This window comes from Natronomonas marina (assembly GCF_024298905.1).
In the GTDB taxonomy this organism is placed as follows: Archaea; Halobacteriota; Halobacteria; order Halobacteriales; family Haloarculaceae; genus Natronomonas; species Natronomonas marina.
In genome coordinates, this window is the sequence record NZ_CP101154.1 from 2,252,129 (window position 1) to 2,273,016 (window position 20,888).

22 protein-coding genes are annotated in these 20,888 nt (G+C 56.3%); 14 read left to right on the plus strand and 8 right to left on the minus strand.

All coding sequences use genetic code 11. The features are described from left to right. Positions 1 to 99: 99 nt before the first annotated feature. From NLF94_RS12055 to NLF94_RS12095, 9 genes are all read left to right on the plus strand, one after another. Entirely contained in the window at positions 100 to 1,089 is a 990-nt protein-coding gene (locus NLF94_RS12055; RefSeq protein ID WP_254837874.1) for an HNH endonuclease, read from the plus strand. A 167-nt stretch (positions 1,090 to 1,256) separates the two neighbouring features. Further along, positions 1,257 to 2,372, plus strand: a complete 1,116-nt coding sequence (locus NLF94_RS12060; protein WP_254837875.1) for a hypothetical protein — start codon at positions 1,257 to 1,259, stop codon at positions 2,370 to 2,372. 174 nt (positions 2,373 to 2,546) lie between these two features. Next, positions 2,547 to 3,215 (plus strand): RNA polymerase subunit sigma-70, encoded by a 669-nt coding sequence (locus NLF94_RS12065; protein WP_254837876.1) that lies wholly within the window; start codon positions 2,547 to 2,549, stop codon positions 3,213 to 3,215. 289 nt (positions 3,216 to 3,504) lie between these two features. Further along, positions 3,505 to 4,134, plus strand: coding sequence for a helix-turn-helix transcriptional regulator (locus NLF94_RS12070; protein WP_254837877.1), 630 nt, complete (start codon positions 3,505 to 3,507; stop codon positions 4,132 to 4,134). 74 nt (positions 4,135 to 4,208) lie between these two features. After that, entirely contained in the window at positions 4,209 to 4,655 is a 447-nt protein-coding gene (locus tag NLF94_RS12075) for a hypothetical protein (protein ID WP_254837878.1), read from the plus strand. 264 nt (positions 4,656 to 4,919) lie between these two features. Continuing rightward, positions 4,920 to 5,753 (plus strand): type IV toxin-antitoxin system AbiEi family antitoxin domain-containing protein, encoded by an 834-nt coding sequence (locus tag NLF94_RS12080; protein WP_254837879.1) that lies wholly within the window; start codon positions 4,920 to 4,922, stop codon positions 5,751 to 5,753. 140 nt (positions 5,754 to 5,893) lie between these two features. Continuing rightward, entirely contained in the window at positions 5,894 to 6,193 is a 300-nt protein-coding gene (locus NLF94_RS12085) for a toxin-antitoxin system TumE family protein (RefSeq protein WP_254837880.1), read from the plus strand. Then, on the plus strand, positions 6,180 to 6,623 hold the full coding sequence (locus tag NLF94_RS12090) for an HVO_A0114 family putative DNA-binding protein (RefSeq protein WP_254837881.1): 444 nt from the start codon (positions 6,180 to 6,182) through the stop codon (positions 6,621 to 6,623). Before NLF94_RS12085 ends, NLF94_RS12090 begins: the two co-directional genes overlap by 14 nt. A 349-nt stretch (positions 6,624 to 6,972) precedes the next feature. Beyond that, on the plus strand, positions 6,973 to 7,971 hold the full coding sequence (locus tag NLF94_RS12095; RefSeq protein ID WP_254837882.1) for a DUF7983 family protein: 999 nt from the start codon (positions 6,973 to 6,975) through the stop codon (positions 7,969 to 7,971). 45 nt (positions 7,972 to 8,016) lie between these two features. Here the strand turns inward: NLF94_RS12095 and NLF94_RS12100 are convergent, their stop codons facing one another. The 6 genes from NLF94_RS12100 to NLF94_RS21145 all read right to left on the minus strand — a co-directional run bounded on the left by NLF94_RS12100 (position 8,017) and on the right by NLF94_RS21145 (position 11,294). Next, the gene (locus NLF94_RS12100) at positions 8,017 to 8,511 is read right to left on the minus strand and encodes a DUF8045 domain-containing protein (RefSeq protein WP_254837883.1); all 495 of its coding nucleotides are present in this window, start codon (positions 8,509 to 8,511) and stop codon (positions 8,017 to 8,019) included. Positions 8,512 to 8,521: 10 nt separating this feature from the next. After that, the gene (locus tag NLF94_RS12105; RefSeq protein ID WP_254837884.1) at positions 8,522 to 8,854 is read right to left on the minus strand and encodes a helix-turn-helix domain-containing protein; all 333 of its coding nucleotides are present in this window, start codon (positions 8,852 to 8,854) and stop codon (positions 8,522 to 8,524) included. 180 nt (positions 8,855 to 9,034) lie between these two features. Beyond that, on the minus strand, positions 9,035 to 9,652 hold the full coding sequence (locus NLF94_RS12110) for a tyrosine-type recombinase/integrase (protein ID WP_254837885.1): 618 nt from the start codon (positions 9,650 to 9,652) through the stop codon (positions 9,035 to 9,037). Positions 9,653 to 9,781: 129 nt separating this feature from the next. Beyond that, on the minus strand, positions 9,782 to 10,480 hold the full coding sequence (locus NLF94_RS12115; protein WP_254837886.1) for a hypothetical protein: 699 nt from the start codon (positions 10,478 to 10,480) through the stop codon (positions 9,782 to 9,784). Between the two features lie 105 nt (positions 10,481 to 10,585). Then, entirely contained in the window at positions 10,586 to 10,900 is a 315-nt protein-coding gene (locus tag NLF94_RS12120; protein WP_254837887.1) for a hypothetical protein, read from the minus strand. Position 10,901: 1 nt separating this feature from the next. Next, positions 10,902 to 11,294 (minus strand): hypothetical protein, encoded by a 393-nt coding sequence (locus NLF94_RS21145; RefSeq protein ID WP_491562640.1) that lies wholly within the window; start codon positions 11,292 to 11,294, stop codon positions 10,902 to 10,904. Between the two features lie 993 nt (positions 11,295 to 12,287). On the opposite strand from NLF94_RS21145, the gene NLF94_RS12125 reads away from it, so the two are divergent. The 4 genes from NLF94_RS12125 to NLF94_RS12140 all read left to right on the plus strand — a co-directional run bounded on the left by NLF94_RS12125 (position 12,288) and on the right by NLF94_RS12140 (position 17,941). Beyond that, positions 12,288 to 12,626 carry a hypothetical protein gene (locus NLF94_RS12125; protein ID WP_254837888.1) on the plus strand — a complete coding sequence of 113 codons (339 nt, stop codon included), beginning with the start codon at positions 12,288 to 12,290 and terminating at the stop codon, positions 12,624 to 12,626. A 572-nt stretch (positions 12,627 to 13,198) separates the two neighbouring features. Next, a complete protein-coding gene (locus NLF94_RS12130; RefSeq protein WP_254837889.1) occupies positions 13,199 to 14,590 on the plus strand; it encodes an ATP-binding protein in 1,392 nt (463 codons plus the stop codon). Positions 14,591 to 15,103: 513 nt separating this feature from the next. Next, complete coding sequence (locus NLF94_RS12135) at positions 15,104 to 16,129, plus strand: hypothetical protein (RefSeq protein ID WP_254837890.1); 1,026 nt, start codon at positions 15,104 to 15,106, stop codon at positions 16,127 to 16,129. 687 nt (positions 16,130 to 16,816) lie between these two features. Further along, complete coding sequence (locus NLF94_RS12140) at positions 16,817 to 17,941, plus strand: site-specific integrase (protein ID WP_254837891.1); 1,125 nt, start codon at positions 16,817 to 16,819, stop codon at positions 17,939 to 17,941. On the opposite strand, the gene NLF94_RS12145 is transcribed toward NLF94_RS12140, so the two are convergent. Next, positions 17,938 to 19,287 carry an IS4 family transposase gene (locus tag NLF94_RS12145; RefSeq protein ID WP_254837892.1) on the minus strand — a complete coding sequence of 450 codons (1,350 nt, stop codon included), beginning with the start codon at positions 19,285 to 19,287 and terminating at the stop codon, positions 17,938 to 17,940. The two genes, NLF94_RS12140 and NLF94_RS12145, sit on opposite strands and share 4 nt — an antisense overlap. A gap of 85 nt (positions 19,288 to 19,372) precedes the next feature. Between NLF94_RS12145 and NLF94_RS12150 the strand changes: the two genes are divergently transcribed. After that, complete coding sequence (locus NLF94_RS12150) at positions 19,373 to 19,756, plus strand: hypothetical protein (RefSeq protein WP_254837893.1); 384 nt, start codon at positions 19,373 to 19,375, stop codon at positions 19,754 to 19,756. A 67-nt stretch (positions 19,757 to 19,823) separates the two neighbouring features. Here NLF94_RS12150 and NLF94_RS12155 read toward each other — a convergent pair whose 3' ends face one another. Beyond that, complete coding sequence (locus tag NLF94_RS12155) at positions 19,824 to 20,822, minus strand: tyrosine-type recombinase/integrase (protein ID WP_254837894.1); 999 nt, start codon at positions 20,820 to 20,822, stop codon at positions 19,824 to 19,826. Positions 20,823 to 20,888: the final 66 nt, after the last annotated feature.

The following is a 20,888-nucleotide window of genomic DNA, read 5'->3' on the forward strand; positions in this document are numbered from 1 at the left end:
GCGGTACATCGAGAGACCACAGATGCTCGAATCAAACCTAATCGAAGCGATGGTGTCGAATCACGGAGCAACCAAACTGACGGCGTCGGAGGTGCTCTAATGCCCGGGCATGACCAGTGTCACGAGACGGTGGATCCGGAAACGCGCGAGGACATGCTGGCCAAGTACAAGCATCGCTGTCAGGGCTGTGGACGGTGTGGCCCGGCGGCTGGCGGCCTCGCCACGCTGCACGTCCATCACTTGACACGTGACCCGGAGGAGATGGACGAACACGACGAGGAGAACCTGACGGTCCTCTGCCGATCGTGCCACAGTTGGCAGCATCAGCAGACGACCGAGGAGGACGTCCCCGTCGAACTCACGGACGAGGACTTGACCGTGCTGCTCCCACAAGACGTCGAGATTCTCCGGATCCTAGCCGACTCCGGGCCGCTATCCACCGGTGACGTGACCGAGAAACTCTCGATGGACCTGACGGTGACGGCTGTCCGAGAACGGTTGTGGGTGTTAATGGGACTGGAGAGTCTGGTTGCGTCACGTGATCGGCAGATCGTCGACCAGGATGTCGATACCGGCGAGTGGGGCATGGTCGGCCAGATCGATCACCGGGCGAGGGGTCGTATCCCGACGAATCCGCAGACGCTGTTGCAACGCGTCCAGGACGAGTTCGTTCGACGGGCGCTGGACCGCGGCTGTGACCGAGATGCGATCATGGCCGTGCTTGGTATCTCTCGTCGGACGACGTTCTACCGGGAGAAACGGGCGCACGCCTACGCACTGCCGTTGGATGCGATCGATCGACGTAACGGCGGGCGACCACCAGCGGATGATGCGGGTGACGGAAGCGACGTAACAGGATCTGACAATCCGACGGAGTCGGTTGGAGATGGCCAGCAGCGACTCGACACGGTTGCTGATGGCAGCGGTCAGGAGGACGCGGTTTCAGTTGATGTGTCCGAACAGGCGACGGATGAATCGTCGGACGAGCGTGAGGGGCGGGAGAACCGCGTATCGAGTGAGCAACCAGCGGTCCAGGGTCACATTCAGCAGGCGATTGCGGCATTACAGCGGCTTGATGGCGAACTCTGAACTCGCCTGACGACGGCGAGTCACAGTTTTCAATGAACACCTACGATGTGCCGAGCATCATATCCGATTTACCCATATAAACGTTTGGAAAATCGTGGTTTTGAGTACTAATTCGCTTTCTCAGTTTACAATCCATTAAGTGTATGTGGGTATTATAGATGGATGTAATGGTAGCTGAAGATGCGGTCCCCGCGACTGAAGCACATGAATTGACCGGTGGCAGTGTTGACCCTGACATCCGAACTGACATTGAGACTGACGACCGATTCTATCCGCCTGCAGATGGCACGGACGGTGAGCAATCCGGAACGACTGGTGAACTTGCGGACACCACACAGACAGCCACATCGGACGTTAACCACGAAGTGCTGAATTCCGAGACAGCGCGACAATTCAAAACGCAATTTCGCCGACGAACGGACAGCGATATCGTGAATGTCGCGGCGGTAGAGGATGACTATGTTCTCATGTTCGACAGCAAGAGTACTGGCGAGTGGATGATTCGCGTCCCGAAGACCAGGCAGGCAGTGATGCCAGATGAGCGGTTCTGGACAATTCCTGAGAATTGGGAGAAACGGCTCACAGTCGACAGCCCGTACCGGCCTGAGGAAATCCTGTACAGCATCCCGGAATCAGGCGTGTTCGTGGTGGTCGAACCCCTCGCACAAAAGCTCTCCAGAAAAGCCGGGTACCGGGTGAAGTCAGTTGGTGATCTCGATATCACGTGCCGGCCGCCCAACCACGATCGGCTGGAGCCGGCGCTGGGAAAGCACGGTGTTGATGTTGAGGTGACCAACGAGATAGATCAGCTGATTGAGCGCTGGAGTGAATTCGAAGTGAAGTACTTGATGCAACTTATCGAGGACGGGCGGCAGTACGTGATGAGTGCGGTGACCATCCGGGAGACGCCGACGGTTGACTCGTGGTACTTTGACCCATGGGCGGGTGAGCGGGAGCAGAAGCTTAGTGAGATCATCAGCTCTGTCTGTGATGTCGACGACGATATCAGCAAACTGTTGGCTGGCTTTCTGGCCGAAACGGGCATCGCAATGCAGTCGGCAGAGCTCACCGTGGATGAGGACACGCGACTGCCGCCCGGATACCGAGTGCAGGCTGCCGTTGAGCGTGGGTGTGCGCCGGGCGACGCGGTGGATGAACTCACGGAGCGATTCGATGCGACTACACCGATGTCGTCATCGGCCAGCCGGGAGGCGGACGACCCGAGGACGAGGCAAATCTTCCGATCGGCAATCCAGCAAGTCGCCGTCCGAGAGTCACGGTAATAGCTGGACGCGCCAGTATCAACCAAACTGAGTCCTATAACTTCCACGTGCTGGACGGCGACCTGTGTCACCGACAAGGGGAGTGATGTGCCGGAATAACTCGCTCCGGTGTGACGCTTCGTAGTCTGGAAGAGTATAAATTTGGATTATTCCCGAATTATTGGTAACTATTAGATGTACGAACTGTTCGACGAGACAGCGGCCCGCGTCCTGCTCGCTATCGAGCCGGGCGATTCGATCCGACGAGTGGCCCACCACCTCCACACCCCGTACGAGACAGTCCGGCAGGCGGTCAACCGACTTGAGGATGCGGGCTATCTCGCCTACGACGGTGGCCTGTTCGTCACCGACGATCGCGTCCGCGAGACAGCACGCGACCTACTGGCCGCGAGTGCTGATGTGAGTCCACCATCCATCGAAGAGGCGTACGTCCTCCCGCAGTTCGGCGACTGGCCGTTCGCGTTCGCTCGGATCGATGCCGTCTACGTCTGGACGCAGGGTGGCTACCAGGTCGGTCGGAATCCCGACGACTATCCGATATTTCTTGCCGTCCGTGAACAGGACATCGAGAGGTGGCAGAGCTTTTTCCAGCGATTCGGACTTCCGACGGCGTTCGAGCGCCAACCGCGAGACGCGGTTGAGGGGACACTCCAGATCGTCCTCGATCCGCGACCCACGCTCGAAATCGACCACGTCGACGGCTACTCGGTCGTCCCTCGTGACGAGACCGTCGCCTACATGCGTGAGCACTACGCGCAGTTCCAGTCGGCGCTGTCGATGCTTGACCGGATGTACGACGATCTCGATGTGGCCGACCGCGAGTCGGAACAGGGTCGCTCGTGAGCTTCATGATGATGGCACCACTGCCCCTCAGGACACCGGTGACCACATGGCCGCCAGGGGAACCAGACCCGCCTTGATGATTTGGTGATTGTCGATTTACAATGATGTTTATGAAATACACAGACGGCGACTTTCTGAAAACCCTAACCTTCAAATAAGGGCGTGTGAAGCCCTGAGACTCTGTTTTGCGTCCCCAGTTTCCAACTCTTTATGGCAGTATGGTTCATATGCTTATCCGGAATCAGATATGACCGGATATCACACAGGATGGTTAGACCATAGCGAGTACTTGCAGGCACGCACCCCGCTCACTGAACGGCAAGCAGATGTACTTGCCCTCTGGAAAAACGGTGAATCGATTGATGAAATCGGCGACACCCTTGGGCTCCCTTCGGACAGGGTCGAAGACCACTGGTCTGACATCCTTGACCAGTGGGACCGGGCTCAAGAACTCTGTACGATTTTGGGACCGCAACCATGGGATGACGGCGAGACGCGGGACATCGACGCCGTCGACGATACGACGTGGAATCTGCTTGCCTCTACCGCGAGGAACGAGTCCGACGAAGACCGTACTCGTGTCGAACTCGAATTGTATTTCGGGCATTGGGGCATATGTGATCCTACCTACCTCTTCGTCGAACGGGAAATCAAGGATGTCGACGACTACGCGACCGAGACCAACGTGAAACGTGGAGCCTACGTACCAGATGGATTACGCAATACCATCTACGAGGGCGTAGATACGATCGACGAGTTCTACTTGCGCTCCGTATTACTGGAAAAGAGTGGTATTGACCCGGGCGCGGACTATGCGCCGCACCCGGAGGATGTGCTTGACCGAGACATCTCTCGGAACGAAATCGAGGCCGCTCGGGAGCGCGTTATGGATCGCGTCGTCCATCACACTGTCGAGTAAAAGAGGTGCCGACGGTGAATCCAGCTTCTACGTACGTCGAGACGTCACGAGAACGATCTCCGATGTATCGGTACGTGGCAGACAACGGAGAAGGCGTGGCGAAACAGGAGATAGAGCACGTAAGGGTTGCTGGGCGTCGGATCGCACTATCCGACGCTGTGACCGCCGCGGAACGAACACTCATCAAAGAAGCCATCGAAGCGACAACGCAGTCTGCAAAAACCTGTTTTGGAAACGCGCTGCGAATGTGGGTATACAATGACCGGTTCAAGTATACCGAGGGATTCGCGGTCATGGACGATCTCGATCTGGATGGGACTGAGCATGCGTGGTGTATGCTGGACGGGGAGAAACTCGTGGATGTCACCGAGGCATTCGACGATTATCACGGGGCGATCATTTCCGACCCTGAGATTCTAGAACGCTACACGGGAGCAGAGCTCACTAACAGCGGGATAATCGGAAATCACAACAACCGGTACGAGTTCCTTCGAGAACGAGGGTACACAGACTACAGGTAACACGGTTAGGTGGCTCAGTGCTCTTGTGTAGGAACACCCCGCAGTCGTGACTGAGTATCGGATCGAATCGGCGTTATTCATGCGCGTGTGAACGCGTCGATTAGCACAGCGAGCAGGCGACGCAGATCCTGCTGAGATTCGAGCCTAGCAGAACAGTTAGATTCTGTGTATGCTCAGCGGTTCAAGAGCTGACTTTCCCGAAACTAGCACTAAACAATCACCTTTATCACTGCTGGATTTAGAGTCTATGTACGCTGAGCGGCTATGGAGTCAACAAACGAGGAAGAAGCTCAACGAAAGAGCCTGTCGACGCGCGAGTCGCAGGCACTGTCACGGCTCGCAAGCGAGAACCGGCAGGTCATCACGATTAGTGACATCGCGGACGCACTTGACATCCCGCGGAAGTCGGCGAAGGATATGGCGTATGCGCTCAAGGAGAAAGGGTGGCTTGAGCGGATCGCTCACGGGAAGTATCTCATCCTGCCGCTCGCTGCGGGCGAGAACGCGGTCTATACCGCACACGAGTTCGTAATCGCGTCAGCGCTCGTGGAGCCAATGTACGTCGGGTACTGGAGTGCGCTGAATCACCACGGGCTTACAGAGCAGATGTCCCGCACTGTGTACATCGTGACGACAGTGCGCGCCCAAGAGCGCGAAATCCACGGTGTTACGTATCGACCCGTGTCGGTCACTGAGCAGAAGTTTTTCGGCTATCAACCGACTCCGGTTGGGTCGAGCCAGGTGAACATTTCGAGTGTCGAAAAGACCCTGGTCGATTGCGCCGACCATCCGGAGTTCTGCGGAGGTATCAGCGAGCTTGCGAAGGCGATGCAGAACGCTGTTGAGATGCGATGTTCATGGGAGCGAGTCATCGAGTACCTGCGGCGTGTCGGGAACGGTGCCGCAACGAAACGAATTGTCTATCTCGCCGACCAGTTGGATATCGACCTTCCGGAGTATCGGGACCTCGTTGAGAACTTCACGACTGGATATCCACTACTTGATCCGACGAGAGAAGCGACGGGGACCCGTGACAGCACATACCAACTCCGCCTGAACGTCACCCCCGAATCGTTCCTCGCGGATGAGTTCTCATGATTTCCGACGCGCAACTCCGACGGCTGGCCAGAGAACTGGATGCTATGGATGAGACGGACTCCGATAGGAGCGACTGCTCGTCTCGGGATCAGCACCAGAATTATGGGGTATCGGGTTATAGGTTATAGTGACAGGGCAACATGGCTGATGGTGATGTCGTACTCAACCGGAACTTCGAGGTTGATGCCGAGGCAGGGACACGGGTCGAATTGTTCGCTGTCGAGAGCTCCTCGTCACCGGGCGGGTACTACTACCGATTTCAGTACTACGCTCCGGAAGAGGGGGAGCAGATCCTCCGGTACGACAACGCCCACGATTCCGATGTCGGTCCGCATCACCGGCACCACGCTGACGAGGTGACCGGCATCGAGTTCGAGGGGCTCCAAGACCATGTTACCCGCTTTCGCCACGAGGTGACCGAAATCAATGCCCGACGATAACCACACCGACATGCCCGCACCCGAGGATATGAACTTCCCGGACACACTGCGCGTCACGATTGCCTCGGCCGAGGATGCATTCGACGAGGCGGTCGAAGCCGCCGGCGCTGCCGAGGACGGCGAGCAGCGCGACGCGGTCGTCTCGTTCGAGACTGCCGAGGGAATCCGGAAACTGCTCACGGATCGCCGACTCGAACTGCTGCGCTCGCTGATGGGTCGGCCAGCCGAGAGCATCACGGAGTTGGCCGACCGACTCGGACGCAGTTACTCGGCCGTGCACGAAGATGTTGAAGTCCTCGCTGAGTACGGGATCGTCCAGTACCGCGAGGCAGGGCAGGCGAAGCAGCCCTTCGTCCCCTACGAGACGATCGAGTTCGACGTGACAATCCGTGCGCCGCTGACGGGCGGCGACACTGAAGCCCCTGTATGAGAGAAGATGGTCGCCAGAACTAGTTCAGGATGTACATCGGACGGGGGGAGGGGGTGTGTCCGCAATTAGGCTGATATGTTTGTTACAGTATATTATAGTGCAGAGGGAGGGGTGTGTCCGCAAAAGAATACACTTTCAGGGTTTGATGATGGCGTGTAATAGAGGGGATTGAAATGGTTTCGATATCAGTATTTTTTAAATTCGTCTGTGTGCGCGCCAGCGGGTCATCGGTTGCGCAGGAACAACGAAAGCTGTGGAATCACCGGATGACGTACGTATCAGCGTCCAGAGAACGGCGTAGACGGACCACACCCACACGATTTTGCCGCTCACTACCGAAGGTACTGGTATGTCCTTCCGCGAGAGTTGGTCCACGTTGGTGGAGGAACTCGATACGCTCCCTGAGGGTGCGACGCTGCGCACGCCGCTCTCGCACAAGCAGTTTCGCACTGCCGATGTCCAAGAACACCGTGTCATCATCAAGTTTCTCGACCGCGAGCATGATGAGACACGGCCGTTACACCGCGACCAGTTCGAGACGCTGTACCGACGGATCACTGACGAACCGAACGGATTCGAGCTTGATCGACTGCCGCCTGACGCCGACCCGTATCCAGCAGTCCTGAGCGTCCACCCACGCTTCGAAATCGACGAAGAAAGGGGTGTGATTGTCGAGACAGACGCGGAGACCACGAGCCAGGTACTGGACGCTGCGGATGACACCGACGCTGAGGCGACAGACCGAATGGAGCCGGACCTGGATGTCTATGCGGATGCGCTGCTGCTTGTTGACGCCCTCGAACGACACGACGTGACCGCGCTCCAAGACATGGAGACAGACGGACTCGTCAACATCTATACGCTCCTCTCGGACGTCCAACGCAACGCGAACGATCTCCGCCAGGACGTGGGCGATGTGCTTCTCAGCCGGCTGCACCACGACCGACCAGTCAGCGGTCCCTTCGGGTCCGTCCAGCGGACGACACGACGCAATCGGTCGCTGAAAGACGAGGAGGAGGTCCTGGACACGCTTGCGGAGGCCGGGATTGACCGCGAACGGGTGATGGGGGTTGACCGCGACAAGGTCGATGATGCACTCGCTGTCACGGATCTCTCCGAATCTGATGTCTACGAGATCGAAGAGTCAGCGTACGTCCGGAAGGCCGAGGTGGATCAGGACCGCAAAGAAACGCGACTACAGGGGCTCAAGGATCAACTCGCGGCGACCGAGGGCGAGGAGGCCGCCGAGCTTCGTAACGAGATCGAAGCCCTCGAAGCCCGGATCGATGAATTGACTGAATTCAAATCTGGCCGGGAGTTCCACACGCAGGCCGGCGGCGAGTCATAGGTTGACGGCTGATGGTGGAGACTGGTCTGCGAGGCAAACGAATCGCTACTGGAGTTCTGCGCCACAGTTCGGACAGAAGCGTTCGTCGCCGTCCAGCAGGTGAAGACACTCGACACAGAAGCGGTTGCTCGGTGCGGTGGCAACCTCTTCGAGGAAGTCCATCGCAGTTCGGTCTTCGACACCTGGCCCATAACCATCAGCATACCCCGGTAACGTCGAAGCCCACTGGACGGTCCCCTCATCATCGACGAGTGCGACGTTGCCGGCGATGTCGAGCTTCCCGTATCGTTTGAAGCCTTCTGAGGGAGTCGGCTCGATGGACTGGTTCAGAGCACGATTCCGTTTGAGGTCACGTTCGTAGACGGTTTCTGGCGTCGCAGACCGTACCTCGCCGGGAAACTCCGTAATCGATCCGTGTTGTTCGTCGATCCGATCGATCTCCACCGCGAGGCCATGGTCATCGTGGAGCGTTCGCAACAGTCGGAGCACATGCTCGTGGTGCTCACGAATATCGGCGTCAGCGTAGTATCGGAGTTTCATATTCGGCGGGTTACGCGTGATGCACGATATGCTTCATGTCAGTCTCGATTTCCCGACGACCAGAGGGCGTGATTCGGTACACCGTCTCTTGGGGCTGGTCGTCAGGAGCGCCGATACGGGCTGCGAGGCCAGCATCGATGAGATCACCGACGTGACTCTCAACGCCGTCCTCGACGATTGTGGCGAGATCCTCTCTGGAGACGTCACCGTTCTCGTGCAGGTAGGACAGGATCGCGTACTTGGTGGCGTGTGCGAGTGCTGCTTTCCGCGCAACCGCATCATCAAGCGTTCCGAACGACTCGTCGAATCGGTCTCTCGCCCATCCTTCGACCGGCGATGTCATATCCCGAAGTTCGCGTCCGATAGAGGTAATTCCTCGTGATTCGCATCGGCAGCCACTCGCTCCGATTGTCACGGGGAATCCATCTCAGTGTCAACTGTGGACTGGCTGTTCAGACGGAGCCGTATAGCCAGTTCGCGTGCCTTCTGAATTTCAGGCCACTGTGCCAGTACTATTGTCGGATTAGACCTTCAGCAGGTGATCATAGATCCGTTCGGTCGTCTGGATACTCCGGTGACGGAGCCGATTGCGGACATCGTAGAGCGTGTTCTCATCTTCTTCGTTCATCATCCGGTAGGCAACACCATGTCGGAGCGCATGCGGTGTCACGTCACCGGCATCACCGCGACTGCCGTCAATTTTGTATGGGCGCACTGCTGCTGCTTCAGCAACTTTGTGAAGCATATTCCGGACGCCCTGCTCTGAAATTCTGTCCGAGGAACGAGATGGGAACAGCGCTGGTGATTCCTTCCATCGATTGGTGAGGTAGGCCGACAGCAATCGTGCAGTATCGTCCGCCAGTTCGAGCGTTACCGGCGGTGGCGAGTTCTCGTTGGGGTAGTCTTTCTGGATCTCTGTTGGCAGATAGAGTTCCGAGTTGTTGCTCCGAAGCAGTGAGACATCCACTTGGACGAGTTCCCCCACTCGAAGTCCGGTATCGTACGTGAACGCAATGATGGCTTCGTTGCGTTGTTGGAGATACTCTGCACCTGTCGCGTAACAGGCCGATCGGAGTGCTTCGACTTGGTCTGGCGTGAGCCATACTTTGGCACGAACTTTGGAATCTGCAGAATCGCTCATTACAATGAATCCTCTTTATATACTATCACGGGCCATGGGCAATTGAACTTTGGAGTTCACAAACAGACTCCAAAGTTTAGATATTGGTGGTTTTCTATCTACTCCCAGACACACGAAAAGCAGACAAGATCAGATCAGGTATCCATCGTTGAGGCCTTCACACCAAGTGATCTCGAAAGGGAGCTCGGAATTGATTTCGTCCAGGGCACGCATAATTTCCGGTCTAGTTTCGTATGCTTTGGCCATTCCTTCCCAACTCTCATTATAGGAATGCTCCACCTCCCACTCGTCGATCGAGGATCCGCCCCGCATTCTTAGGTAGTGAGTGATTTTCAGATCCCTAATCTCAATTCTAATCTCATTGATTTCCTCATGCTTCCCCGACTTCCAAGTCACATGGAGTTTCGTAGAATTGTTGGGGAATTTGGAATGAAATCTCGAACATACCTTATCGAGCATATTCTCTGCTGAGGATTCAATTTTCTCTTCGAGCTGGCTATAGATATGGTCAGGTATGTCCCCTCGTGAGTCGAAATAATCAAGTAATTTCTGTATCTCGCTTTCCGTTAGTTCCGGTAACTTTGAGGGGTCAAGGTTTGGTGCGTCTTCTTGATGACTATCGACTCCTTGATTGTTTGTATAGATGAGATCAGCTGATCGGAGTGGATTGATGATCCCCCATGGGAGATCATCTTCGTCTTCGTAACCCAACTCAGATATAAGTTGATCGGCTTCGCTGGTAGTCTGGTAGGTTATGTTCCCAACATCAGACGGTCGAGCAGTAATATAATATCCATCGTCATTCACGTATGAGTGAAAGACTGGCACACTACCCACTCCTCTCGGCGGGATATAAATACGGGGGTCTATCGACTCAGGAAACCTGAGGCGACTGAGCACTCCAGAGTTGGATAAAAAATAGGGGTCGGGGGTTCACGAGTTGGTGTCGTAGAGCTCCTTCACGTAGGCACCGTCGTGGAGCATGAGTTGGACTTCGCCACGGGGGTCGTAGTAGTGGTCTTTGCCGTTCAGGATGTAGACTTTTCCAGGTTCCAGGCGAACGTCGGGGTCGTAGACAACGAAGGCCCGGATGTCTCCGTAGTTCATCGACTTGTCCCAGAGGAGCCCCTTCTGGTAGGGTCGATGGCTGTTCAGATCTTGCTCACAAGTCACCTGAGCTTTAACGAGGACATTGTCTCCTGTCCCAGAAAGATCGGCGAGATCAGCGAGTCCCTGCTTTTGCGCCATTTCAGTTACCTCCCTTTCGAGTGATGCTGATCGCTCCGGTGCTCCGACCAGCCTCGGCGGTCGAACCACACCACGGGCAGGTCTCGTTTGTTCGAAGCGGTTCGTGGGGGTGACCGCACCCCTGACACCGAACCTTGCCGGGTGCTTGGACCCGTGTCCTACTGGCGTACATCACGGTCGTAATGACTCCGTTCTTGCAGGTCATCAGCAGGTCCATCAACGGGTGGAGCCGAGCCTCGTGGTAGTCTTTGTCCGGTGCTTCGACTCGAACCCCGCGTTCCCACGCTGTTGCGAGGGGGACGTCTCCGTTGTCGAATCGGTTGTCGTACTCGTCTGCTGCGTGGGACGACACAACTGGACGCTGATGCTGGTCGCTGGTGGTTTTCGTGTTCATGGGTAGAATCCTCTGGTCGGCAAGGTCGGATCCGCCCCTGCCGAAGTGTGCTCAGTCGGACGAACGGTCTCTGAGAATCGCTATCGCGTCGTCGGGTGAGGGGAATATCGAACCGGCAAGCTACACGCTACGCTCGGTGACGATGCTCTGGGCTCAAGTTCACTTCGGCGGGACGTCAACCGAAGCGAGAGTGCTGCTCAGAACGTTGAAAACCCTTCGCAATCCACGGAGTCATCCCCTGACGCCGCTCAACGTAGGGTCAAAGGGCCCGAAGCCCCTTCGTGTAATCCTTCGCGGGCGAGCGCCAAAGGTAACCCTTAGCTGACGAAGCCGAGCCAATCATCACGACCTGCCGTAAGGCAGGTAAAGGGTATTATGGAAGGCCTCGAAAAGAGGCCGGAAAATCGGCATACCCTCGCTGGCTCTCCGAGCCACCTCAGCCGGGAACCCCTCAATAACAGTATTGTCGCAGGACCATACTTAAACCCAAATTAAGGGAGTACCCCCTCATCTGTTTCCGTATCCTGTCATACTCCGGACTGTTCAGCAGCGCTGCATTAAAGAACGCGTCCGGTGCAGGGTTAATGGATGAGTCACTCGGTGTGGGAGACTGCCACTATTGACGATACTATCCGGGAGATCACTACTGGTGCCCGGTTAGATTATCGGGCAGGGCCCATACACGAGAGCGAAGGGGACGGAGATTTGCCGCCGGCATGGGGGGTCGATGTTGAATCATACGCCGTCGGGTACGAACCTGTAGGGGAGACTTCTATTGGGGATGCTTCAGAGCGGTACAGGCACTCAAAATTCTCTCGGTTTCGAACACCTGCTGATCGTCTCGCCAAACACAACGAGGGACGGCATCCGTCAGATGGGACGCTGAGTGCGCGGCTTGCTCGACTCGATAAGAAACGAATCACGCAAGCGTACTGTTCTCGGTTCGGTGTCACTCAGTTCCAGCGAGATGAGGCGGTGCGGGCGATGCTCTTGTTGGATCTCGACGACTTCGGACAGAACAAACGGATCGAGAAGGTGGCGTTAACAGTCATCCGGGTCGTCGTCAACTACAATCGCTTCGCACACCTACGGAAGAAGGACGCTCCGCGAATTTCGGAGACAGAGGATTTCAAACGTCTGGCTGAGTCCGTTCATCTGGATAAGCGAACGATGCGGCGGCTATCGAGAAGCATTAAGGAGAAGCTGAGCGCGGCTGAGTTCTTCGAAAAGGATCTGGAGCGCCAAGCCCTTCGACAAGCGGAGTTCCAGCACCGAACCGAACCTGACAGGCAACAACCCGGCCATGAGTGGCCTGACCATACCTCTGAATAGAACTTTCATACCGCCACTAAAATGGTGTCTTATGATTGAGGATGAATCTGGTAACGAGCGAAACTGAGTCCTGGACAGTTGAGTGGGCGACACCTACGCCAGGTGGTGATGGATACCTGGATAACTTGGTGTTGAGCCGTGACCAAGCACGTGAGTATGGCGACGAGCTTGTGATGTCCCTACGGGTGGATGGAAGCCTGCTGCAGGAGCGCGGAATAGATCCTGCTGAGCCGTTTGCGTGGAAGGTTGAAGACGGGGAGTTGCTGACAGAGCAGATTTCACGCCAATCGTTCGAAGCCGTTGCGGAGAGTAATCGAGACGATGCTGAATACGCCAGTCAAGTACTGGACTATCGAGCGAGACGACGGCTAAGCGACACACGGTAGTGGTCGGTCGCGTCCGTCGGAATCGAGACATCGGTCGTTCCCACAGTCGCTAGCGGTGATAGAGAGCTGCTTCTGCTGTCACCGTATTATGTCCAGAGAACAATCTTCGGTTAGACAATTCTGAATTAGCCTATTCTGGATTAGGCTATTCGAGAGTTTTATTCGGCTGGACGCCAGTTAGAGGATATGGAGCGATTCGTGGATCGGGAGGATGAACTCAGCCGGCTTCGAGATTGCTATGCGTCGGATGACGCTGACATGGTCGTGATTTTTGGGCGTCGCCGTCTCGGGAAGACCGAACTCGTTCGTGAGTCTTTGGAAGACCGCGATGACGCTGTCCTGTACCAGGCGACCGAAACGACCCGGCAGATCCAACTGGATGCGTTCGTGGATGTGGCGGCAGAGTCGTTTCCAGGAATCGACCGGATTGAGGACGAGTGGGAGTCGTTGCTTGGGTACCTCGCTGATCAGGATGCAGTCATCGTGCTGGACGAGTTCCCATACCTGATTGACGCTGACGAGAGCCTTCCATCGGTGATCCAGCGACTGTGGGATCAGGAGTTGCGCGAGACTGGCGTGACGCTCGTGCTTGTGGGATCCTCGATTAGTATGATGGAGGAGGCGACGCTCCTCGGGAACAGTCCGTTGTATGGCCGGTTCACTGAGAAGATCAATCTGCGTCAGCTCGATTTTGCTGCTGCACGCACGTTCTTTCCTGAGGGCTACTCCCCTGAACAACTGTTGCTCGCGTGGGGTGTGTTTGGCGGGACGCCGTACTATCTGGACGGCGTCGATCTGGACAACGATCTCGGCACAGCCATCCAACAGTCGCTGCTGTCACGGCAGGGGTTCCTGCACGACGAGCCGGAGTACGTCCTTCGCACTGAGCTGACGGAGCCGAACCGGTACTTCGCTATCCTGAAAGCGATCGCGGCCGGGAACACGACGTCGAACGAGATTGCGCAAACGGTCGGGATCGATAGCAAACAGATTTCGACGTACACGCAGAAACTTGAGCGGCTGCGACTGGTCGAACGGGAAGTCCCGGTGACTGAGGATAAGACAAAATCACGCCGAGGCCGGTACCGGATTCTCGACCCGTTGTTCCGGTTTTGGTTCCGGTTCGTCTACGGGAACGAAGACCGGTACGAGCGGTTGGGGGCCGATGCGTACGAGACGGTTATTGAACCGGAACTAGCGGATTTCGTGAGTCCGGCGTTCGAAACCCGGTGTCAGGATATCCTGCCTGATCTGTATCCCGATACGATGTTCACCGACATCGGGCGCTGGTGGTACAACGAGTACGAGGTGGACGTCGTCGGGCTCGCCGCAGACGGGACGATGGTGACGGGCGAGTGTAAGTTCACGTCTGCACCACTCGATTATAGCGCGCTCGCCTCGCTTGAATCTCACACGGAGGAGATTCGATGGTCGCCCGATGGTGCGGACATTGAGCACGAGTATGCGCTGTTCGCCCGAAACGGGTTCACGCAATCCGTTCAAGACGCAGCTGCTGACCGTGACGACCTGCAGTTGTTCGATCTTGAGGAAATCGTTGACTCGAGCGCGTCGCGGTAGGTGCGTTGAGAGCCGGGGCATCGGCCGATGACGAGAGAATGTGTACGACATCGTCAATCCCGTGTTCCGGACCGTGTGTTACCCATCTCCCGGCGCGCGCCAGCAGGCCACCGATTGCGCAGGAACAATGAAAGCTTTGAAAACACGGGACTACTCCGCCTTCGATGCCTCGGAGATAGCGCACATGGACCACGTTCCACACAATTTTGCCGCTCGCTACCGACGATACTGGTCTGACTGGTGCGGTCAGAGACTCGTTGATAATCAAACGACTGTCGCTGGCGAGGTTATTTACCTATATGATATAAAATTAGACTAGGAATCAACGTACCGAGTAGATATTCGACAAAGGAGGAACGCTGGAGGGTGACTGCCTGAAACGACAGGACGCTACCGTCCCACGCAAAGAGAACCGGTTGACCATAGGTCACGGTGCAGTGAGGCTCCGGATACCCTTCCCGAAGTCGATTCTCGGTCAGCGTCCCCTGCGAGAACCCCTACGGAGACAAGACAATGCGACAATATAGAAAAGTCAGCATCGACGAGCTAATCGAGGAGAATCGGAAAGACCCGCGGTACGACACGGACATGGACACCTACACCGTGGACGGCCTGACCGTTCAGGAGTACCTCGGCGGCGAGGGAATCCTGCCGATGGTCACACCGGGTTCCGGGCGGCAATTCCCGGGCGTCGTTGGGTATTTCGACTGCAGCGAGATGCTTAACGAAGGAACGCCGAACGGCTGGACGACCGCGTTCATCTCTGACAATCACCGTGAGCACTACCACCCCTCGGGCCCGGCGTTCATCGACCCGGTGCAGAACATCGAGGAGTGGTTCACCATCCGGAGTCACAGCGCAGCCTCCCGGAGACTGCCGCGGACTTCCTGGCCACACGACGCGGATGCACCACGGGAAGACAGCGCATACTGGTCGCGTGATCTCCACACACCGGATTGGGCCCGGGAAGCGACCACTGACCCGATTGACCCGACAGACGTGCACGACCGGCAGGCAGGACTCACCGCGTTCGAGGATGCTACTCAAGCAGACGTCAACCCCGATGCGCTTGACCCCGAAGACGCCCGCCTCGAAGACCTGCCCGCGTTCATCGATGCAGCCGAGCGCGACGACTGCCTCAACAAGTACGATCCAGCGAAGAACTCAGTCAAGTCCCAATGCGACCACTGCGGCGGCGAGGATCCGTGGCTGGTGCCACTGGAACGCGGTGTTCGTTCTGTCCGTGACGGTGGCATTACGGAAGGGAATCCGGATTATGACCACTGTGAGCCAGAAGACGGCGACATCGAATCTTGCGCTTGCTGTAGGTGTCCCACATGCGGTGGGCAGAGTATCTCTCACCGAAAGACGCGGTCACCGTCTTACCGGTGTAACACGTGCAAATTGGAATTCGAGCATCCGATCGAATTTCCGAGCGAAGAAGGCGAACGCGCGCGCCTCTACTGGCGGTGCAAACACTGCCGGAAGCCGACCATGGCTCCGTTCCCGGGAATCCCGACGGCGCTTCTGGATGACTGATTTTGCCGCGCACTTTTTCCGGCGACAACACCACCCGTCTATACACCGCAATCGATACCCACCTCGTTCCGTTCACTTCCGTCGGCACAGCTACGCCGCGCCAGCACTGCGCCCGCAGGCCAGAGGCCTGGCGCTGGCCGCCGGGAAGCGCACGCCCGTCGGCACCCGAGACGACGCGCTGAATCCGGCGGGTAAATCCCGCTCCAACCCCACTACAAATCCACCTATTAGATAGACCATTATGGGACAATATCGACGTTTTTCCGAGGTTGATTTCGATTCTCCACGGAACCAGAGGTGGCAAGAAGCTCGGAAACGCTCGGAGAATCAGTACGTTATATTCTCCGATTTCCCACAGCTTGCAGCCGAAGGTGTGGGAGTGGCGCGGCAGTAACAATCTCATCGTGGTCGGTGTCCGGATCCGATATTTTCGAATGGGTCTGTCTCCACTCAGTGGTGACTTGCGAGTATTTGACAGTCGTCATCAGTGTCCGATTTCGTAACAGATCCGCTTGTGAAATGTTCGGTACGGTTTGGATTTCGGGTTCACTATAGAGGAGAATGATCTTTACAGAACATACCAAGGAATGTGGCTGAGTCGGCAAATTCGAAGTATTCGCGGATAAAATAGTCACTGTACGACGAGGGTTTTTAAGTACCTGTATAATATTCCGCTTTGTCTCAAAAATGCACAGGGATAGACTCGAACCAATCACTCCAGAGGAAGCCGAAGAGATGTACCTGGACGAGCGCAAGGAAGACGCCAGGTATGCCACAATTCAGACAATCAAGGACGGGGTCGGGCTCTTCGTTGAGTGGACTAATGAATCAGGTATCGACAATATGAATAATATTCGGGGGCGGGAATTGCGCCGATTCAAGAACTGGTGTCAGGATACGTCCGATAATAGCACGGTTAGTCTTAATGGAATTATGAGCGTCTTGCGGCGGTTTCTCGTCTTCTGTGTCGAGATCGAGGCGGTCTACTCTGACGTTCCGAACAAAACCCCTGTTCCAAACGTGCCTGATGATGAGGGTGTTTCCAATGACAAACCGAGCGACGAGGAAGTCAACGCAGCACTTGACTTTCTCGAAGCGCATGAACCGTGCTCGCGTCGCCATGTTGAGTTTCGGCTCATCAAAGAACTCGGGAACCGGGTCGGCGCTGTTCGCGCGATTGACAAGGATGACGTGATCGACAAGGATGATGAAGAAGGTCCTGCGATTCGACTTCGGCATCGTCCGGAGAAGGAGTTCGAAAATGAAAGAGGGACGCCGCTCAAAAACGGGACAGATGGACAGCGACATCAGAACATCTCACGGGAGCTGGCGGACCTCATCAAGCGGTACGTGAACAGCCCTCAGCGCCCCGATGTAGAAGACAAGTTTGGAAGAGAACCACTATTGACGACAGAAAACGGCCGTCCCGAAATAACGACGATCCGGCGAGACCTGTACAAACTCACCCGTCCCTGCGAATACACGGGTGAGTGCCCACACGATCGTGAGATCGCGTCGTGTACGGCGACGATCAGTCGACACGCATCCGAGTGTCCGTCGAGCCATAGTCCCCATCCGCTTCGACGGTGGTCGATAGAACACCAGATCGAGAGTGGGGTGTCCAAGGAGCTGCTCACCGATCGGGTGGATGTCTCGGTTCCGGTACTGAACGAACACTACGACACGCGAACTGAGGAGCGAAGGCGGGAGCACCGGTTAGAAGTGCTGGAGAAAATCTTCGACGGCTACGGTGATCCTGAGGCAACGATAGATGCCGGTGTCCTTGTCAATATGTCATTCGTTCTAGTTTAGGGGCGGTCAAAGCCGAACTCACCCCGTTCAACCTGCTCACGTAACCGATTTCTGTGTGGATTTGGATTTCGTGATGCCCACAGCAACAGCTCGTCCAAATCCGGCAGTTCGTAGCCCAACTCAACCATGAGATACAGCTGGATCAGATGAGCGTGGCGTTCGACGGCTAGCGAACAGCGACGACGAGGGAGCCGCGACGCCGACTCGTCGGCGTCTGCGGCGGCTTCGACCTCACGCTGTCTTGCCTCAATCGACCGTAACTCATCCACGATCACACGACTCATCAACAACGAAATCGCCGCCATGATGATCAGTGCCTCGATGATGTAGGCGTCGGTCGTGTTGATCTCGTCCAAGCCGAACCGCGATTTCAATTCCTTGAACAGCAGTTCGACCTCCCAGCGCGCCCGATAGAGCTGCGCGATATCGGGCGCGCTGTACTCCTCACGCGCTAGATTCGTTAGATACAGATGGTACTCTTCGCTCTCCTCGTTGCGCAGCCCGACCAGTCGAAACGTCCGGGTCGCGCTGGCGCCCGACCCTCGCTTGCGCTCGAACGAGAGCGTGATGCGGACGTCGATTTCCTGTCGCTGCAGGTCGTCGAGGACGGCCTGCAGCGACTCTCCTTCCAGCGGAATGCTGTTGCCTCGCCACGTTCGCAGTTCCTCGACGATCTCGAAGTTTGCGTTGTCCTTGACTCGGGAGACGAACCAGCCGCCGTTCTGGTCGATTCGGTCGAACAACCAGAAGTCGTAGAAGCCTAAATCAAGCAGGATGAGGGCGTCAGCTACCCACTCGCCGGTGGGTAGCTGACTCCGTTCATGAGTAGTGCCGTCAGTTGTGCGGAACCGTGTTGGAAGACCTGTCGAGAGTGACTCCGTGAGGTGGAGTTTCAGTTCAGCTTGGTCTTCGCCAGTTGCTGCGTAGATATCAGCGGCGTCTTGGTACAGCGAAACGATAGTTGCGTCGGCGATGAGGACGTCTCGAAATCGTTCGAGACGTCCGTTCAACTCGGTTCGTCCGGTATCGAGATTCTCGATGGCGTCATCGAGAATCTCTCGAAGGAGTGCAACGAAGCCCGGTTCGAACCAGTCGTGGAATGCCGCGTAAGAGAGTTCGTCGCAGTCAGCCATCTCGACGTAGCGGTCGAGAAATGCTTGCAGGGAGCGGTCTGAGCCAGCGGCGAAGCCAAACGAGAGCGTGTAAAACAGCGCAACGATGTCGAACTTCCGCTCACGCTCAACGAGATTCGTTGCGCGAGCGCGCTCGCGCAACTCATCAGAGGGAAACGCTCTTTGAATTCGGTCAACAACTACCGAGTCCGGTGGAGAGTACACACTTCCCACCGGGTTCCTCAACCGGGTAGTTGCGACGATATCTAATCAACAGATAGCAACAGGATTCTCCACTAAACTAGAACGGATGGTCAATATGTTCATCAACAGTGACGGGACAGTCGATACGGAGGCGCTCATGGAATTCAATAGAACTGATGAATCGACATCCGGAGACGACGTGATAGTGCCTGAAGACGACGAATCAATGGCTGAGGAACAGTTGACGTTCGACGAACTCCCCGACGACACAACGGGCGTACTGCATCCAGGAGCCGTATTTGTCATCGGTGGATTCGCTGTCGGGCGGTTGCTGGTGAATCGTCTTCGACGAGAGCTCGAAAACTTAGCGTCCCGACCAGGTGCATCCCTCCATCCAAACAGAGAACGAATGGCCAGAGGCGCAGTTGCCTACTCGTTGTTCGTCGGCATGGTTTCACTCAACCTATTCAGTCTAAGTCTTCTTCCCGGGGCCGTTTAGTTGAAACTAGAGGCAGTAGTTTGTTACTCGAAAAAATCGGCAGGGGGTTCGCTAACTGGCTATCCCCTCAGATCTCATCGAGGTAGCCGCGGCGTTGTTCCAGTTTCACCTCCGCGGATCGTTTGTCGTAGTGCTTGTCGAGTACTTTCCGACTCACATTCATACGATCACTGACAACTTCGATCGGCACGTCTTCCGTGAGGAAGTGCGTGATACTCCCACGACGAATGGCGTGCGGGCTAACTGCTTCGGGACACTTCCTCTCGATGCCCTGGTTGCAGTCAGGACACGGGTCGTCAAGATAGCACGGCGCGGTGATCTTGTTGATTTTTCGACGGATCGTTCCTCGGCACATCCGTCCGTGCTCTGTTGTCAGCAGAGGCTTCCTGCCGTACTCGTCGGTGACGTCGTACCGGAACGTATCGACGTGGTCTTTGAGTAGCTCTGTCACTTCGGCAGACATCGCTACGAATCGTTCGCCGCTCTTTCCGTTTTTCAACGTCGTACCTTGATCAGGTCGATGGACGAGTTCGACGCGTTTCTCGTCGAAGTCTACATCGGTCAGATCGACCGAGTAGGCAGCTCCCATGCGCATTCCGGTTTCCCAAAGGAATGCGAGTAGGACGTGGTGCATTGAGGCGTACTCGTACCGCGAGAGGTGCGCGAGAAGCTTCTCTGCTCGCTCCGCCTCAAGGATTTTTTCGCTACTCTGTTGGCTACGCCGGACGCGCGGAATCATCAACTTCGAATAGAGGTTCTCCGGAACCGCCTCTACCGAGCCGGCCCACTTGAGAAAGACGCGGAAGCCCGACATCATATTCTTCATCGTGAGCGCGTTGACGTCATCGTCGTCAGCCAGCCAGAGCCGGTACCGCTGGATGTCCCGGCCCGACAGGTCGTTCAGGTTGTCAATATCCTCCTCGTCACACCACTCCAGGAAGTGTTTCATCCGGTAGCGGTGATTCTGGACGGTCGAGTCTGTACAGTCTGTTGCCTTGTGTTCGAGGAACAGCTTGGTCCCCGTCTCGGGATCAAGCGGTTCGAGATCGTCTTTGTCCGTGGTCATCGTTGTCACGGACCGCCTGTAGAAGGGCGCTCTACCGCGTGAACGGCGGCGAAGGGTCAGTACGTA